This window comes from Streptomyces wuyuanensis (genome assembly GCF_900103455.1).
GTDB lineage: Bacteria > Actinomycetota > Actinomycetes > Streptomycetales > Streptomycetaceae > Streptomyces > Streptomyces wuyuanensis.
The window spans coordinates 117,476-133,332 of sequence record NZ_FNHI01000001.1 but is presented as its reverse complement, the minus strand read 5'-3'; the positions used below and the strand labels follow the sequence as shown (position 1 = coordinate 133,332).

Here is a 15,857-nt window from a genome sequence, read left to right as displayed (position 1 = left end):
TGCACGCCGGGGCCTACGGGCTGTCCGGCGCGGTCGCTCCCGTGGACGAGGACGGCGCCGGCACGGAGGGAGCGGAGGGGGTCGGGTCCTGCGGCGCCGCCGGGCTCTCCTCGCCAGTGGACTCGGAGGATCCGGGGGCCGGCCGGTCCCCGTCGCCGCCGTCCGCCCCGGGACCCGTACCCGAACCGGGGTGGGAGCCCGGATCGGAGCCGGAGCCGGGTCGCCGGTCGCCCGCGGTGCCGTCGCCGTCGCGGCCGCCCGAGGAGCCGCCGTCCGTCCCGGAACCGGTGCCCCGGTCGCCACCCGGGTGCCCCTCGCCGTTCCCGTCGTGCCGGGGACCCGGCGGTGCAGGGGCGCCACTGCCGGCCGGATCGCCACCGCCGCCACGCACGGCCGTGCCGACGGTGGTGCCCCGCCCGCCGGCCAGGTCCTGGCCGGAAGCGAGCTCGTACCCGGTGATGCCGAGCATCGCGACCACGAAGACGACGGCGGCCGCGAGCGCGGACCGCTTCCGGCCGCGGACGCGGGTCCCGCGGGTCGTCGCCTCGCCGAACTCCCCGCATCCGGGAGGTCCTCCGGACGCGGGGGGCTCCGGTTCCGGGGAACCGGCGGACAGCCTGGGGCCGTTGGGGCGAGCCTGCTGGGTGACATCGCGAATCTGTTCGCCGGTTCGCCTGAACAGGTGCTGGAAGAGCGAGCCGCCGCAGGTGGCCACCACGCCCACCAGTCCGGCGCCCAGAATCGTTCCGTAGACGCCGAGTCGGGAGGCGAGTACCGCCGCCGCGACCGCCGCGAGGGCGCTGCCCGCGACCTGCGGAACGCTCAGGTCGAGGCGCCGCTCCTTCTGCTCCGCCGTTCCGTCGTCCCTCTTGTGATGCATCTCCGGCCTCTGCTTACCCATCTGTCCCACCGTGCACCAGGAAGGGACATATGGGCGAATCGAATAGTTCCGATTCTGCGGATTGTGTGAAGCTTGCCACCCCTCAATCCGGGGTAGGGGAACGGAACTTGCGGCCTCCGCGGCAACTTCGGCGGCGCGCCGGTCCACCCCGATGGCCCGAATGGAGTACTGTGACGAGCCCTGGGTCCGGTCTCTCTCACGGGTGCACGGCCCCGGGAACAGGGGGCCGAAAGCGGCACTCGAACCGGCGGCGCCGTGGCACCGCACGGTCGCCTGCTGCACAGGGTGACGTTGCTCGTCACCCTGCGTTGCAAACAGGTAACCGTGCCATAACGGCGGTCCAGGGCCCATGCCCGACACGCCGGGCAACTCGGCAAGGTTGTGGCAGGCTGCACCCGGGCAGGCCACACTCGACTAGCGGAAGCAGCGACGCACGTGACGTCGGCAGGCACCACCCGGGAGGTCCCCATGCCCGAACTGCGTGTCGTGGCCGTCTCAAACGACGGCACACGACTGGTGCTGAAGGCTGCGGACAGCACGGAGTACACGCTTCCGATTGATGAACGGCTGCGCGCCGCCGTCCGCAACGACCGCGCGCGCCTCGGCCAGATCGAGATCGAGGTCGAGAGCCACCTCCGCCCCCGCGACATCCAGGCGCGCATAAGAGCGGGCGCCTCCGCGGAGGAGGTCGCGCAGCTCGCCGGCATCCCCGTGGAACGGGTGCGCCGGTTCGAGGGGCCCGTCCTCGCGGAGCGCGCGTTCATGGCGGAGCGTGCGCGCAAGACGCCCGTCCGGCGCCCCGGGGAGAACACCGGTCCGCAGCTCGGCGAGGCCGTGCAGGAGCGTCTGCTGCTGCGGGGTGCCGAGAAGGACACCGTCCAGTGGGACTCCTGGCGCCGCGACGACGGCACCTGGGAAGTCCTGCTGGTCTACCGGGTGGCGGGCGAACCGCACTCGGCGAGTTGGACGTACGACCCGCCGCGCCGGCTCGTCCAGGCGGTCGACGACGAGGCCCGGGCGCTGATCGGGGAGACGGACGACGCGATCGGCGTCACCCATGAACCGAGCTTCCCGTTCGTGCCCCGCATCGCCCGGCTCCCCCGGGACCGGCCGCTCGACCGCGCGCCGGACCGCCCCGCCGCGCTTCCGGCACCGGCACCCGAGGCCGACGAGTCCGAGCGGGACTCGCTGACCAGCCTGCTGGAGGCGGTGCCGAGCTTCCGCGGCGACCTCGTCGTCCCGGAGCGGCCCGCGCCGGAGGCACCGGCCGCCGAGCCCGTCCAGGAGCCCGAGGCCGAGGAGCCCCCCGCGGCGTCGGCCGGCGCCGGCTCGGCGTACGCGGACGTCCTGATGCCGCGCTCCGTCACCGGCCATCGCGACCGCCTCACCGGAACCACGGACCGGCAGGCCGAGGCCGACGGCGTCCGCCCGGGCCGCCGCGCGGCGGTGCCGAGCTGGGACGAGATCGTTTTCGGCACGCGCAGGAAGAAGCAGGAGTAGCACCTCCGGACCGCGAAGGCGAAGGGCTCGTACGGATGATCCGTACGAGCCCTTCGCCGCGGTCGGGATGGCCCCGGGCGCGTGATCGCCGGTGGCGCGCAGTGCGCTCCGGTCCCTGCGGCTGCGGAGTACTGCGGACTACTGCGGTTCGGGGCCCATCGCGACCGGCCGGCCGGGGTCGGAGGACCACTCCGACCAGGAGCCCGCGTAGAGCGCCGCCGGAATGCCCGCGACCGCCAGGGCCAGGACCTCGTGCGCGCCGGAGACGCCGGAGCCGCAGTAGACCCCGACCTCGGGAGCGTCCGCGGCGCCGAGGCGCTTGAAGCGGGCGGCCAGTTCATCGGGGGGCAGGAAGGTGGTGGCGCCCTCGGAGACGTTCTCCGTGGTCGGGGCCGAGACCGCGCCGGGAATGTGCCCGCCGACCGGATCGATCGGCTCGACGTCGCCCCGGTAGCGCTCGGCGGCGCGGGCGTCCAGCAGCAGGCCGGACCGGGCGAGGGCCGCCGCACCGTCCGCGTCGAGCAGCGGCAGACCGCCGGGCTCGGGGGTGAAGTCCCCCGGTTCCGTGACCGGGACGTCCGTACTCAACGCGCCGTCCCATGCCTCGAGACCTCCGTCCAGGACCCGGACGTCTGGGTGTCCCGCCCACCGCAGCAGCCACCAGGCCCGCGCCGCGGCCCAGCCCTGGCCGCCGTCGTACACGACGACGGGGACGTCCCGCGACACCCCGGCGCGGCGCATCGCCGCGCCGAAGGTGTCCATGTCCGGCAGCGGATGCCGGCCGCCCCGCCCGGGCGGTCCGGCCAGCTCGGCGTCGAGGTCGACGTACACGGCGCCCGGGATGTGCCCGGCCCGGTAGGCGGCCCGCCCGTCGAAGGGTGCCGCGCCGGCGGCCTTGGCCGTGGTGAGCTGCCAGCGGACGTCGAGCAGCACCGGAGGCCGCGGACCGGCCGACTCGCCGCCGAGTTCGGTAGCGGTGATGATGGGGTTCATAACGCCATCTTCGCGCAGGGCCCGGCGGGCCCGCGGCAACAACGGCAATGGCCGCGCCAAGGATGGAAGGTGCCGGAACGGGCATCCTTCCCTGGGGGATCCCCGGGAACGAGCGGCGCGGCCGTGACGCGCGGCGTACCCGGTGGTGCGAGCATCTGCACGGGTGAGGGCCGATTCCGTACGACGGCCACCGGTCCCCCGCACGGCCACGACGACGATGGTCCGAGGAGAGAGTGACGATGACGACCGAGGCGACTCGGCGCAGACCCGGCACACCCTGCTGGGTGAGCCTCATGGTGCACGGACTCGACGCGACGCAGGACTTCTACCGGGAGCTGTTCGGCTGGGAATTCGTCCCCGGGCCGCAGCCGCTCGGCCCTTACGTCCGCGCGCTGCTCGACGGCAAGGAGGTGGCGGGCATCGGCCAACTCCCGCCGGACCGCCATCTGCCGATCGCCTGGACGACGTACATGGCGTCGGACGACGTCGACGAGACCGCCGAGCAGATCAGGATGTGCGGCGGCACGATCGGCGTCGGGCCGCTCGACGCCGCGGACGCGGGCCGGCTCGTCATCGCCGCCGACCCCGAGGGCGCGGTGTTCGGCGTCTGGCAGGCGGCCGCGCACACCGGCACGGCCCTCTTCGGCACCCACGGCACGCCCGTCTGGAACGAGTTGATGACGCGCGAGACCGCGGCGGTCGGCAAGTTCTACCAGTCGGTCTTCGGCTACGACCTCGAGCCCGTGGTCTCGGCCGACTTCGACTATCTGACGCTGCACCTGGAGAACCGCCCGGTCGCCTCGATCCACGGGGTGGGCCACTCGCTGCCGCGCGACAGGGGCTCGCACTGGATGACCTACTTCGAGGTCGAGGACCCCGACGCGATCGCGGCCACGGTGGTCGATCTCGGGGGCCATGTCGTGCGCGAACCGTGCGAGGGCACCAGCGGCCGGCTGGCGACGGTGGCGGACCCGGAGGGCGCGGTCTTCACGATCGTGCGGACCGCACGGCAGGACTGACCCGGTCGGCGGGCTCTCACGGCCGGGCCCCAGGTGACGCCGGGCGCCGCCGGCACGGTCCCGAGATCACGGCCGGGTCCGTCGGCGCCGCCCGGAGCCCGCGGCCTCGAACGCTGTAGGACGCACCCCGGAGCCGCTCCCTTCGGAAGGACGCCCCCGGAGCCGCTCCCGCGCTGCGTGGAACGTCACCGGCGGAGTGTGACGGTGTCGGGTCCCGACGGGGCGCGCCGGCCGGTGTCCGTCCGCTCTCAGTCGGCGGCCACGGGCAGCACATCGGGCGACAGCGCCGCGGCGCGCGCGGACGCCGCGGTCATCCGCCGCCGGTGGTGCAGCCGGCACAGCACCTCGTAGCCGATCTCGTCCAGCGACTGGTTCACGTCGCCGACGACGACCTGGGCGCCCTCGACGACCATCTCCCCGCCTATCGTCCGGGCGTTGTGGGTGGCTCGGGCCCCGCACCAGCACAGCGCCTCGACCTGCAGCACCTCCACCCGGTCGGCCAGCTCCACCAGCCGCTGCGACCCCGGGAAGAGCTTGGACCGGAAGTCCGTCGTGATGCCGAAGGCGAACACGTCGAGCCGGAGGTCGTCCACGACCCGCGCCAGCTGGTCGATCTGCTCCGGAGCCAGGAACTGCGCCTCGTCCGCGATCACGTAGTCGCAGCGTCCGCCCTTGGAGAGGTGGGCGACGAGGTAGGCGTAGAAGTCGAAGCCGTCCGCCGCCTCGATCGCGTCCGTCACCAGCCCCAGCCGGGAGGACAGCTTGCCCTCGCCGGCCCGGTCGTCACGGGTGAAGATCATGCCCTGCAGGCCCCGGGCGGACCGGTTGTGCTCGATCTGAAGAGCGAGGGTGCTCTTTCCGCAGTCCATCGTTCCGGAGAAGAACACCAGCTCGGGCATGAGGACGTGACAGCCTTTCAGTTGTGCGGGGGGACGCGGTCGGGCGGCCGGACTCAGGAGCGTACTTCGAGCAGGGGGACGAGCTGTTCGACGGGGGTCATCGAGCCGTGCATGCCGACCATGGCCGACTCGTTGGGCTCGTTGACCGAGGCGGTGATCACGACGTCGTCGTGGGCGGCGGCGACCACGTCCCCGATGCGCCGGTAGACCCGCTCGTCGGTCTGCGGGCCGAACCACCCCGCCGCGATGGCCTCGTCCCTGCTCGCGATCCAGAAGCGGTCGCCGAGCACCTCGCGCCAGACGGCGAGCACATCGGCCTCGGCGCCGGGAACGGCGTAGACATGGCGTGCGCGGCCCTCGCCGCCGAGCAGGGCGACGCCGGCGCGCAGCTCCCAGTCCTCGTCGAAGTCGATCCGGGACTCCTCGTCGAACGGGATGTCGATCATGCCGTGGTCGGCGGTCACGTACAGCGCGGCTCGGGGCGGCAGCTGCTCGGCGAGGCGCTGCACGAGGCGGTCGACGTACATCAGCTGGCCGCGCCAGGCGTCGGAGTCGACGCCGAAGCGGTGGCCCTTGCCGTCGAGCTCGCTGTAGTACGTGTACACGAGCGACCGGTCCCCGGCGGCGAGCTGCTGCGCGGCGAAGTCCATCCGCTCCTCGCCGGTGAGCCTGCCGTGGAACGTGCCGCCGCTGAGGGCGATCTTGGTGAGCGGGGTGTCCCGGAAGGTGGGGGACGACACCTGCGCGGTGTGCACCCCCGCCTCGTCGGCGAGCTGGAAGACCGTCGGGTAGGGCTGCCAGACGCGCGGCGAGGTCCACGGCTTCCAGCGCAGCTGGTTCATCAGCTCGCCGGTCTCCGGATTGCGGGCGGTGTATCCCGGCAGGCCGTGCGCGCCGGGCGGCAGGCCGGTGCCGAAGGAGGCCAGCGAGGTCGCCGTCGTGGCGGGGAATCCGGCGGTCAGCGGCCGGCCGGTGCCGCCCAGCGAGCCGGCCAGCAGCGAGGTGAGGTACGGCGCGTCCTCGGGGTGGGCCCTCAGCTGCTCCCAGCCGAGGCCGTCGATCAGGAAGACGCAGTTCCGGTCCGCGGGGGCGAGTTCCGGGATGGTGGGGTGCAGTCCCGGCACGCCCTGCCCGGCGGCGAGCGTCGGGAGCAGATCGGCGAGCGAGGCCGTGCCGTACGCGGGGACGGGAGCCGTGTCGAGGGCGAGCGGGACGACGTCCTCGGGCCAGTCGGGACGGACCATCAGCGGGTGGCCGCCGTGGCGGCCGTCGCCTCGGACAGCGCCTGGGCGAAGGCGAGCGTCTGGCGGACCGCCTCCGGCCCGTCGCCGGCCTCGCTGACCCGCAGGCTGAGGTCGTCGGCCGTGGAACTGCCGGTGTAGCCGTGGTCGGCGTCGCAGTTGGGGTCGCCGCAGGCGGCGGGCTCCAGGTCGATCCGGGAGACCGCGCCCCAGCCGATGGTGAGGACGACCTCGCGGGGCAGGGTGCCCGGGGTGTACGACTCCGGGTTGGCGACGACGCGGCTGACCACCACGGACGAGATCCTCGGGAGCTTGACCGACTCGGTGGAGGTCGTCGCGTAGGGGGTCGGGGAGCTGCTGTCGGCCGCCTGCTCGTCCGTGTGGCTCACGATGAAACGGGCCCCGGTGAGCACGAGGACGGTGACGTGGCGGCGCACCTCGTTGGAGTCGAAGGTGGTCTCCTGGTGCACGAGGTACGACGAGATCTGCTCGCCGCCCACCGCGGCCTCCACCGCTTCGGCCACGAGAGCCGGGTAGTAGCCGCTGCGCTCGATCGCCGCGCGCAGCCCCTGGGTCGTCGTACCGGTCTTCGCCATGGGCTCCATCCTACGGGGCCCGGGGACCCGGGAGTGCGCTCCGTAACCGCCGGGCCCGACGACCGGGCACCCGCCGGTCCCGGCGGCCCGTCAGTAGCTCGGGAGGGTCCTCGGGCCCAGGTCGGTGCGGGGCGGCGGCGGGGCGAGCCGTACGGAGGCTCCGAGCACGGAGAGTCCGTGCTGGGCGACCACGACCGGTTCGAGGCCGACGCCGACGACCTCCGGGTGGTCGTCGACCAGCCGGGAGACGCGGAGCAGCAGTTCCTCCAGCGCGGCGGTGTCGACGGGCGCGGATCCCCGCCAGCCGAAGAGGAGCGGGGCGGTCCGGATGGACCGGATCAGCTGGGCGGCGTCGCGGTCGGTGGCGGGGACGAGGCGGTGGGCCGTGTCGCCGAGCAGTTCCGTGGCGGGGCCCGCCAGCCCGAAGGACAGCACGGCGCCCACGGCCGGGTCGATCGCGGCGCGCACGACGGTGTCCACTCCTCGCGGGACCATCGACTGCACCACGGGCTGGAGCTCCTCGGACTTGCCGAGGCTCTCCGTCAACTCGGCGTAGGCCTGGCGCACCTGCCGTTCGTCGGCGAGGTCGAGGCGTACGCCGCCGAGGTCGGGGCGGTGGCGCAGATGGGGGGCGGTGGTCTTGAGGGCGACGGGGTAGCCGAGCCGGGCGGCCGCCTCGGCCGCGGTGTCCGCGTCGGGGGCGGCGAGGGTGGGGAGGACGGTGATGCCGTAGCGCTCCAGCAGCCGCCGCGCGTCGTTCTCGGGCAGCGTGACTCCGCGCTCACCGGGGGCCGCGTCGAGCAGACCCTGGATGAGCTCGGCGGCACCCCCTTCGTCGATGTCGTCGTACTCCGGCACCTTCCCCGGCTCCGCCGCGTCCCGGCGCCACTGCGCGTACCTCACGGCCTCGGCCAGGGCCCGCACGGCGCGTTCGGCGGCGGGGTACGCGGGGATGCGGGCGGCTTCCCCGCGGGCGGCCGGGGGTCCCTCGCCGGGCCGTCCGGCGGGGGCGGTGGCGTCGGGGACGTCCGCGCGGGCACCCGCTCCGGGCGCCGGCGGCGTCGCGGTGGCGGCCGCGCCCGGGCCCCCGGGGCCGTCGGCCTGCGCGTCGCCCGGACCCTGAGCGGGTCCCCGGGCAGCCGCCGAGGAGCCGCCGGCACGGATCCCGGTCCCCGGCTCTGGCGGGGCGCCCGTCCCCGGGCCCGCCGCGGTGTCCGGGCCGCGGGCCGCGGGGGTGCCGAGGACCGGCGCCGGCCCCTGTCCGGGCCCGGAGCCGTCCGCCCGGTTCCCGGGCCGCAGCCCCTGATCGGTGCCCGGGGCGAGGACCGGCGGAGCGTTCGCAGCCGTCGCTCCCGGGTCCGCGCCCGGCCCGGAGTCCGCCGCAGCGCCCGGGCCCCGGTGCGGGGAGGCCGGGGCGGAGCTGCTGGCCGCCGCGAGGGCGTCCGCGAGTCCGCCGAGTTCGACGTGCACGACGAGGACGGGCTTCGCCGGTGCGGAGGCCGTCGCGGCGCGGAGGGCCGCCGCGAGGACCTCGCCGTCGCCGGACTCGGTTGCGCCGTTCTCCCCTACCCAGGGGATCGCGTTGACGACGACCGCGTCGCACGCGTCGTCCCGCAGTGCCGCGGCCAGCGCGTCGCAGAAGTCGTCCGGCGTCGCTGCCGTCGTCAGGTCGCGCGGCCGCAGCGGCCGCAGGCCCTCCGTCAGGCAGGCGTCGTAGGTCAGCAGGCCCAGGGACTCGGAGTTGCCCAGGATCGCCACCCGCGGCCCGGCGGGCAGCGGCTGGCTCGCCAGCAGGGCCCCGGCGTCGACGAGTTCGGTGACGGTGTCGACTCGGATCACGCCGGCCTGCCTCAGCACCTCCGAGACCGTCGCGTACGGCACCCGGGTCGTCGGTACGGCGTGTCCCGGCGGCGCACTGCCGCTGTGCCGGGCGCCCTTCACCACGACCACCGGTTTCACCGCTGCCGTGCGCCGTGCGAGCCGGGTGAACTTCCGCGGGTTGCCGATCGATTCGAGGTAGAGCAGGACGACGTCGGTGTCCGGGTCCTCGTACCAGTACTGGAGGAAGTCGTTGCCGGACAGGTCGGCCCGGTTGCCCGCGGAGATGAACGACGACAGACCCGTGCCCCGCCGGTGCAGTCCGCTGAGCAGTGCTATGCCGATGGCGCCGGACTGGGTGAACAGCCCGGTCCTGCCGCGCGCGGGCGACTCCGGTGCGAGCGAGGCGTTGAGCCGGACCCCGTTCGCGGTGTTGATGATCCCGAACGCGTTGGGCCCGATGATCCGCATCCCGTACGAACGCGCCTGTCGCACCAGTTCGCGCTGCCGTTCCAGGCCTTCAGGGCCGCTCTCCGCGTAACCCGCGGCGAGCACGACGAGTCCCTGCACCCCGTGCTCGCCGCAGTCCGCGACGACTTCGGGGACGCGTTCGGCGGGGACGGCGACGACGGCGAGGTCGACCGGCTCGCCGGTCTCCGCGACGATCTCGCCCACCGAGCGGTGGGCGGGCACCCCGTCGATCTCGTGCATGTCGAGGACGAGGGAGCGGTTCACGGCGTACGTCCGCCCGGTGTACCCGGCGTCGAGCAGATTGCGCAGCACCGCCCGACCCACCCCGCCGGGTGCGCGGCCCGCGCCGATCACCGCCACCGAGCGTGGCGCGAGGAGCCGCTGGACGGAACGGGCCTCGGCGCGCTGTTCGCGGGCGCGCTGGACCGCCAGCGAGCGGGCGGTCGGCTCGAGGTCGAGGGTGAGGTGGACGGAGCCTTCCTCGAAGCTGCGCCGCTGGGTGTAGCCGGCGTCCGTGAACACCTTGATCATTTTGTTGTTCGCGGGCAGCACCTCGGCCGCGAACCGCCTGATCCCGCGCTCGCGCGCGACCGCCGCGATGTGTTCGAGCAGCGTGGACGCGACCCCCCGGCCCTGATGCGCGTCCTGCACCAGGAAGGCCACCTCGGCCTCGTCGGCGGGGGCGGAGGCCGGCATGCCGTCCGCGTTGATGCGGTCGTAGCGGACGGTCGCGATGAACTCGCCGCCGACGGTGACCGCGAGACCCACCCGGTCCACGTAGTCGTGGTGCGTGAACCGGTGCACGTCCTTGGCGGACAGGCGTGGGTAGGGTGCGAAGAAGCGGTAGTACTTGGACTCGTCCGAGACCTGCTCGTAGAAGCTGACGAGCCGCTCGGCGTCCTCGGTGGTGATGGGCCTGATGTGCGCGGTGCCACCGTCACGCAGCACCACGTCGGCTTCCCAGTGGTCGGGGTACGCGTGGTCCGACGGGGTCTGCATGGGGCCAGCGTAAGGCCCCGGCACGGGTCGCGGTCCCCGAAGTGCGGGGGCAGGCTGGGAGGGCCGTTCCCGGCTCCGCGCGGGCCGAGGCCGGTGGCCGGGCACTCCGCACCCCGTGAGAGACTGGTCTAGACAACCCGCCAACACTTACCGCTGAGACTCGAAGGGCACCACCATGGCTGAGCGCCGCGTCAATGTCGGCTGGGCCGAGGGCCTGCACGCCCGCCCCGCGTCCATCTTCGTTCGTGCCGCCACGGCCTCCGGGGTTCCGGTGACGATCGCCAAGGCCGGTGGCACCCCGGTCAACGCCGCCTCGATGCTCGCGGTGCTCGGCCTCGGCGCGCAGGGCGGCGAGGAGATCGTGCTCGCCTCGGACGCGGAGGGCGCGGAGGCCGCCCTGGAGCGTCTGGCGAAGCTGGTCGCCGAGGGGCTCGAGGAGCTTCCCGAGACCGTCTGAACGCGATGAATTCAGGGGCCGGCCGTGGTACCGGAAATTCCGGGACCGCGGCCCGCTCATTTTTCGCACCCTGCCGGAATGCGTTTCGGGCAGCATGAAAGAGCCCCGGGATTCAATCCCTTTCTTTGTATACGGCGCGACTGTTAAATACGGTCGCCCACCGTGTTTACGGGATGTTGCGAAGGCCTCACACCCGCGGGAATCCGCAGCCGGTGGGCGCCCGTCGTCCGCTCGGCGTGCAGCGCGGTGAGCGCGCGGGCCCGCTCGGCGTCCCCGCGGGCGACCGCGTCCACGATCGCGCCGTGCTCCGCCCACGCCTCGACCGGACGGGTGGGCTGCTCGACCGCGTACATCCACGCGATCTTGTGCCGGAGCTGGGTGAGCAGCGAGGTGAGCCCGGGGCTTCCGCACGCCTGCGCCAGCGTCTCGTGGAACCAGGCACCGAGCGAGCGCAGGTCCTCGCCCTGGCCGCGCCGCGCACGGTCCTGACCGAGCCTGACCAGCCCGCGCAGGACCTTGAGATGCGCCTCGGTGCGGCGCTGGGCGGCCCGGGCGGCGCCGAGCGGCTCCAGCAGCAGCCGGATCTCCAGCAGGTCCGCGGCCTCCTGCTCGGTGGGCTCGGCCACGCAGGCGCCGGCATGGCGGCGGGTGACGACGAAGCCCTCGGACTCCAGGGTGCGCAGCGCCTCGCGGACCGGGACGCGTGAGACGCCGTAGCGGCGCGCCAGCTGCTCCTCGGTGAGCCGGCTGCCGCGCTCGAACACACCGGAGACGATGTCGTCGCGGATCGCCGTGCACACCGAGCGCGCGGGAATGCGCATACCGAACCTCCGCTTTAATCGCCGCGAAACCCCGTCGAGCGACGTCTGTTTCGGTGACTCTATGGCAGGCGGCCGGAATTTCCGAAGGTCCATGGTAATCCATGGATATCTTTTGGCCGGAATACGCCGAAAGCCCCGGCTCGAAGAGGAGCCGGGGCCTCGGTGGGAACGGGCGCGTGCGTCAGACGCGGACGCCGTGCGAGCGGAGGTACGAGACCGGGTCGATGTCCGAGCCGTAGTCCTCGCCGGTGCGGGCCTCGAAGTGGAGGTGGGGGCCGGACGAGTTGCCGGTCGACCCGGAGAGGCCGATCTGCTGCCCCGGGGTGACCTGCTGGCCGACCGAGACGCTGATCGAGGACAGGTGGCCGTACTGCGTGTACGTGCCGTCGTGCATGCGCAGGACGACGTTGTTGCCGTAGGCGCCGCCCCAGCCGGCCTCCACGACGGTGCCCATCCCGACGGCGACGACCTCGGTGCCGGAGGCGGCGTGGAAGTCGACGCCGGTGTGGCTGCCGGAGGACCACTGGGCGCCACCGGCGTGGTAGTCGGTGCTCACGTAGGAGCCGGCGACCGGGAGCGTGTAGGTCATCAGACGCTTGCGCTCGGCCTCGCGGGCGGCGCGCTCCGCGGCGTCACGGGCGGCCTTCACCCGGAGCTCGGCCTTGTGCTTGGCCTCGGCCTCGGCCTTCTCCTGGGCCGCGACCAGGGCGGCCTCCTGCTGTTGGGCCTCGGCCTGGGCGTCGATCTGCTGGGCGAGCGAGTCGACGGCGACGGCCTGGGTCAGTCCGGTGTCCTCGACGGGGGCGGACACCTCGGCTTCGGCTGCGAAGGCCGGGGAGGCGAGGGTGCCGATGACGCCGGTGGTGGCGATGGCCGCGACGGAGGCGACGCCCGCGCTCTTGCGCGACAGGCGGCTCGGACCACGATGCTTCCCGGTGGCACGGGTGAACGCCATGAAGTGGCTGATCCTTTCCTTCCTTCTCGCCTACCGGGTTAGCTGACGGGTTCGGAGCAGGAAGGTCTCCTACGGGCCCCTCCGCGCGGAGGCGAAGGCGTCCGATTCACCCCAGGGGACATGTGGGTCCCCGGCTCCCCAGGCTCGCGCCGGACGGGGACTCGGCGATGGCTGTCCGATGCCGCGGGTGCGGCGCGTGCAACTGGCGGACAGCGCAGAAGACGCTAAGCCGATCTTCGCCCAATCACCAAACAGACACGGATATTTGTAGTGCACGCCACAGGGCAGACACCTCCTCTCCTCATCAAAACGGACATAGAGGGAGGGTGTTCCGGGTAGGAGAAAGGGCCCCGCCGGCGCGAAGCCGACGGAGCCCTTTCGCGTGCGCCGGAGCGCGCGCGGTCAATCAGCCCGTGACAACGGTCACTTCACCGATTCCGAGCGCCCTGACGGGCTCCTCGATCTCGGACGCGTCCCCGACGAGGACCGTGACGAGCCGGTCCACCGGGAAGGCGCTGACGACCGCGGCGGTCGCCTCCACGGTGCCCGTTCCGGCCAGCCGCGCGTACAACTGGGCCTGGTAGTCGTCCGGGAGACCCTGCTCGACCTGGTCGGCCAGCGTGCCGGCCACGGACGCGGCCGTCTCGTACTTCAGCGGGGCGACGCCCACCAGGTTCTGCACCGCGACGTCGCGCTCGGCGTCGGTCAGTCCCTCCGCGGCCAGGGTGCGCAGCACCTTGAAGAGGTCGTCGAGCGCGGGGCCGGTGTGCGGGGTGTCCACCGAGCCGCTGATGGCGAGCATCGACGCGCCGGCGGCGCCGCCCGGGGACGCCGGGGCGTCGGAGCGCAGCACCTGGCCGAAGGCCCGCACGCCGTAGGTGTAGCCCTTCTCCTCGCGCAGGACCCGGTCCAGGCGGGAGGTGAGCGTGCCGCCGAGGCAGTAGGTGCCCAGGACCTGGGCGGGCCAGACCCGGTCGTGGCGGTCGGGGCCGATCCGGCCGATCAGCAACTGGGTCTGGACGGCGCCGGGGCGGTCGACGATGACGACGCGGCCCGTGTCGTCCGCGGTGATCGGCGGCATCGGGCGGCTCTCCGCCGAGTCGCCCGTCCAGGCGCCGAGCGTGTCGGCCAGCACCGCGTCCAGGTCCACCCCTTCGAGGTCGCCGACGACCACGGCCGTGGCCGTGGCGGGGCGGACGTGCGCCTCGTAGAAGGCGCGGACCGCGGCGGAGTCGATGCCCTCGACGGTCTCCTCCGTGCCCTGCCGCGGACGGGACATCCGGGAGGACGCCGGGAACAGCTGCCGGGAGAGCTCCTTGGCGGCCCGGCGGGCCGGGTTCGCGGTCTCGTGCGGGATCTCGTCCAGCCGGTTCCGCACGAGCCGCTCGACCTCGCTGTCGGCGAACAGCGGTGCGCGCAGCGCCTCGGCGAGCAGGCCGAGGGCCTTCGGCAGCCGGGAGACCGGTACCTCCAGGGAGATTCGGACCCCGGGGTGGTCGGCGTGCGAGTCGAGCGTGGCGCCGCAGCGCTCGAGCTCGGCCGCGAACTCCTCCGCCGAGTGCTTGTCGGTGCCCTCGTGCAGCGCCCGGGCCATGATCGTGGCGACACCGTCCAGCCCCTCGGGCTCGGCGTCGAGCGGGGCGTCGAGGAAGATCTCCACGGCCACGACCTGCTGGCCGGGACGGTGGCAGCGCAGCACCGTCAGCCCGTTGCCGAGCGTGCCCCGCTCGGGGGCGGGGAAGGCCCAGGGCCTGGCCTCGCCGGGCTGCGGCTGCGGGTGGAGGTCCATGGTCACGGCAGCGTCGCTCACTGGTCCGTCCCCTCTGCGTCGTCGTTGTCCTCGGCTTCGGCTGCCGCCACGGGCTCGTACACGAGCACCGCCCTGTTGTCCGGGCGCAGCCGGGCCTTGGCTACCGCCTGCACCTCCTCCGCGGTGACGTCGAGCACCCGCCGGACGGCGGTGAGCGCCAGCTGCGGGTCGCCGAAGAGCACGGCGTACCGGCACAGCTCGTCGGCACGGCCGGCGACGGTGCCGAGGCGGTCCAGCCACTCGCGCTCGAGCTGGGCCTGGGCGCGCTCCATCTCCTCCGCCGTGGGGCCCTCGGCGGCGAAGCGGGCGAGCTCCTCGTCGACCGCGGCCTCGATGTCGGGGACCTCGACGCCCGCGGACGTCTTCACGTCCAGCCAGCCCAGGGAGGGGGCGCCGGCGAGGCGGAGCAGGCCGAAGCCGGCGGCGACGGCCGTGCGGTCGCGGCGGACCAGCCGGTTGTGCAGCCGGGACGACTCGCCGCCGCCGAGGACGGTCAGGGCGAGGTCGGCGGCGTCGGCCTCGCGCGTGCCGTCGTGCGGGAGGCGGTACGCAGCCATCAGGGCGCGGGCCGGGACGTCCTCCTCCACGACCTCGCGCAGCTGCTCGCCGATGGTCTCCGGGAGCGTGCCGTCGCGCGGCGGCTGCTTGCCGTCGTGCATGGGGATGGACCCGAAGTACTTCTCGATCCAGGCCAGCGTCCGCTCCGGGTCGATGTCGCCGACGACCGACAGCACCGCGTTGTTCGGCGCGTAGTACGTGCGGAAGAAGTTCCGCGCGTCCTCGAGCGTCGCCGCGTCCAGGTCTGCCATCGAGCCGATCGGGGTGTGGTGGTACGGGTGGCCCTCGGGGTAGGCGAGCGCGGTCAGCTTCTCGAAGGCCGTGCCGTAGGGAACGTTGTCGTAGCGCTGGCGGCGCTCGTTCTTGACGACGTCCCGCTGGTTCTCCATGGACTCGTCGTCGAGGGCGGACAGCAGGGAGCCCATGCGGTCGGCCTCCAGCCAGAGCGCGAGCTCCAGCTGGTGGGCGGGCATGGTCTCGAAGTAGTTGGTGCGCTCGAAGCTCGTGGTGCCGTTGAGCGAGCCGCCGGCCCCCTGCACCAGCTCGAAGTGGCCGTTGCCCGGCACCTGCGCGGAGCCCTGGAACATGAGGTGCTCGAACAGGTGGGCCAGGCCGGTGCGGCCCTCGACCTCGTGGCGGGAGCCGACGTCGTACCAGAGGCACACCGCGGCGACCGGGGTCAGGTGGTCCTCGGAGAGCACCACGCGCAGGCCGTTGGCCAGGCGGTGCTCGGTCGCTGTCAGGCCTCCGGAGCCGGCCTGGGCTGTGGCCGTGTGACCCATGGGCATGTGGTCCCTTCGATCGCGTTGCAGGATGTTC

At 73.5% G+C, this 15,857-nt stretch carries 13 protein-coding genes and 1 riboswitch; of the genes, 3 read left to right on the top strand and 10 right to left on the bottom strand.

Annotated features, from left to right (window positions below; all coding sequences use genetic code 11):
• Nucleotides 1–13: 13 nt before the first annotated feature.
• Entirely contained in the window at nucleotides 14–901 is an 888-nt protein-coding gene (locus BLT82_RS00535; protein WP_093651754.1) for a hypothetical protein, read from the bottom strand.
• 435 nt (nucleotides 902–1,336) lie between these two features.
• Between BLT82_RS00535 and sepH the strand changes: the two genes are divergently transcribed.
• The gene (gene sepH / locus BLT82_RS00530; RefSeq protein ID WP_093651753.1) at nucleotides 1,337–2,401 is read left to right on the top strand and encodes a septation protein SepH; all 1,065 of its coding nucleotides are present in this window, start codon (nucleotides 1,337–1,339) and stop codon (nucleotides 2,399–2,401) included.
• A 138-nt stretch (nucleotides 2,402–2,539) separates the two neighbouring features.
• On the opposite strand, the gene BLT82_RS00525 is transcribed toward sepH, so the two are convergent.
• Entirely contained in the window at nucleotides 2,540–3,394 is an 855-nt protein-coding gene (locus BLT82_RS00525) for a sulfurtransferase (protein WP_093651752.1), read from the bottom strand.
• 239 nt (nucleotides 3,395–3,633) lie between these two features.
• Between BLT82_RS00525 and BLT82_RS00520 the strand changes: the two genes are divergently transcribed.
• Nucleotides 3,634–4,413, top strand: a complete 780-nt coding sequence (locus tag BLT82_RS00520) for a VOC family protein (RefSeq protein ID WP_093651751.1) — start codon at nucleotides 3,634–3,636, stop codon at nucleotides 4,411–4,413.
• Between the two features lie 248 nt (nucleotides 4,414–4,661).
• On the opposite strand, the gene BLT82_RS00515 is transcribed toward BLT82_RS00520, so the two are convergent.
• The 4 genes from BLT82_RS00515 to BLT82_RS00500 form a co-directional block, all read right to left on the bottom strand.
• On the bottom strand, nucleotides 4,662–5,312 hold the full coding sequence (locus BLT82_RS00515; protein ID WP_093651750.1) for a thymidine kinase: 651 nt from the start codon (nucleotides 5,310–5,312) through the stop codon (nucleotides 4,662–4,664).
• A gap of 53 nt (nucleotides 5,313–5,365) precedes the next feature.
• The gene (locus tag BLT82_RS00510; RefSeq protein ID WP_093651749.1) at nucleotides 5,366–6,556 is read right to left on the bottom strand and encodes an alkaline phosphatase family protein; all 1,191 of its coding nucleotides are present in this window, start codon (nucleotides 6,554–6,556) and stop codon (nucleotides 5,366–5,368) included.
• Complete coding sequence (locus BLT82_RS00505) at nucleotides 6,556–7,149, bottom strand: DUF5998 family protein (RefSeq protein WP_093651748.1); 594 nt, start codon at nucleotides 7,147–7,149, stop codon at nucleotides 6,556–6,558. The genes BLT82_RS00510 and BLT82_RS00505 overlap by 1 nt, the downstream gene beginning before the upstream one ends.
• A gap of 90 nt (nucleotides 7,150–7,239) precedes the next feature.
• On the bottom strand, nucleotides 7,240–10,437 hold the full coding sequence (locus tag BLT82_RS00500) for a bifunctional acetate--CoA ligase family protein/GNAT family N-acetyltransferase (protein WP_093651747.1): 3,198 nt from the start codon (nucleotides 10,435–10,437) through the stop codon (nucleotides 7,240–7,242).
• A gap of 175 nt (nucleotides 10,438–10,612) precedes the next feature.
• On the opposite strand from BLT82_RS00500, the gene BLT82_RS00495 reads away from it, so the two are divergent.
• Nucleotides 10,613–10,894: an HPr family phosphocarrier protein gene (locus BLT82_RS00495; RefSeq protein WP_027734018.1), complete on the top strand. Its 282-nt coding sequence runs from the start codon at nucleotides 10,613–10,615 to the stop codon at nucleotides 10,892–10,894.
• A 143-nt stretch (nucleotides 10,895–11,037) separates the two neighbouring features.
• On the opposite strand, the gene BLT82_RS00490 is transcribed toward BLT82_RS00495, so the two are convergent.
• The 4 genes from BLT82_RS00490 to BLT82_RS00475 all read right to left on the bottom strand — a co-directional run bounded on the left by BLT82_RS00490 (nucleotide 11,038) and on the right by BLT82_RS00475 (nucleotide 15,820).
• Nucleotides 11,038–11,715: a GntR family transcriptional regulator gene (locus BLT82_RS00490; RefSeq protein WP_093651746.1), complete on the bottom strand. Its 678-nt coding sequence runs from the start codon at nucleotides 11,713–11,715 to the stop codon at nucleotides 11,038–11,040.
• Between the two features lie 181 nt (nucleotides 11,716–11,896).
• A complete protein-coding gene (locus BLT82_RS00485; RefSeq protein ID WP_093651745.1) occupies nucleotides 11,897–12,670 on the bottom strand; it encodes a M23 family metallopeptidase in 774 nt (257 codons plus the stop codon).
• Between the two features lie 13 nt (nucleotides 12,671–12,683).
• Nucleotides 12,684–12,847, bottom strand: a riboswitch (cyclic di-AMP (ydaO/yuaA leader).
• Nucleotides 12,848–13,076: 229 nt separating this feature from the next.
• A complete protein-coding gene (locus tag BLT82_RS00480) occupies nucleotides 13,077–14,459 on the bottom strand; it encodes a M16 family metallopeptidase (protein WP_208867658.1) in 1,383 nt (460 codons plus the stop codon).
• 17 nt (nucleotides 14,460–14,476) lie between these two features.
• On the bottom strand, nucleotides 14,477–15,820 hold the full coding sequence (locus BLT82_RS00475) for a M16 family metallopeptidase (RefSeq protein ID WP_093651743.1): 1,344 nt from the start codon (nucleotides 15,818–15,820) through the stop codon (nucleotides 14,477–14,479).
• Nucleotides 15,821–15,857 lie beyond the last annotated feature (37 nt).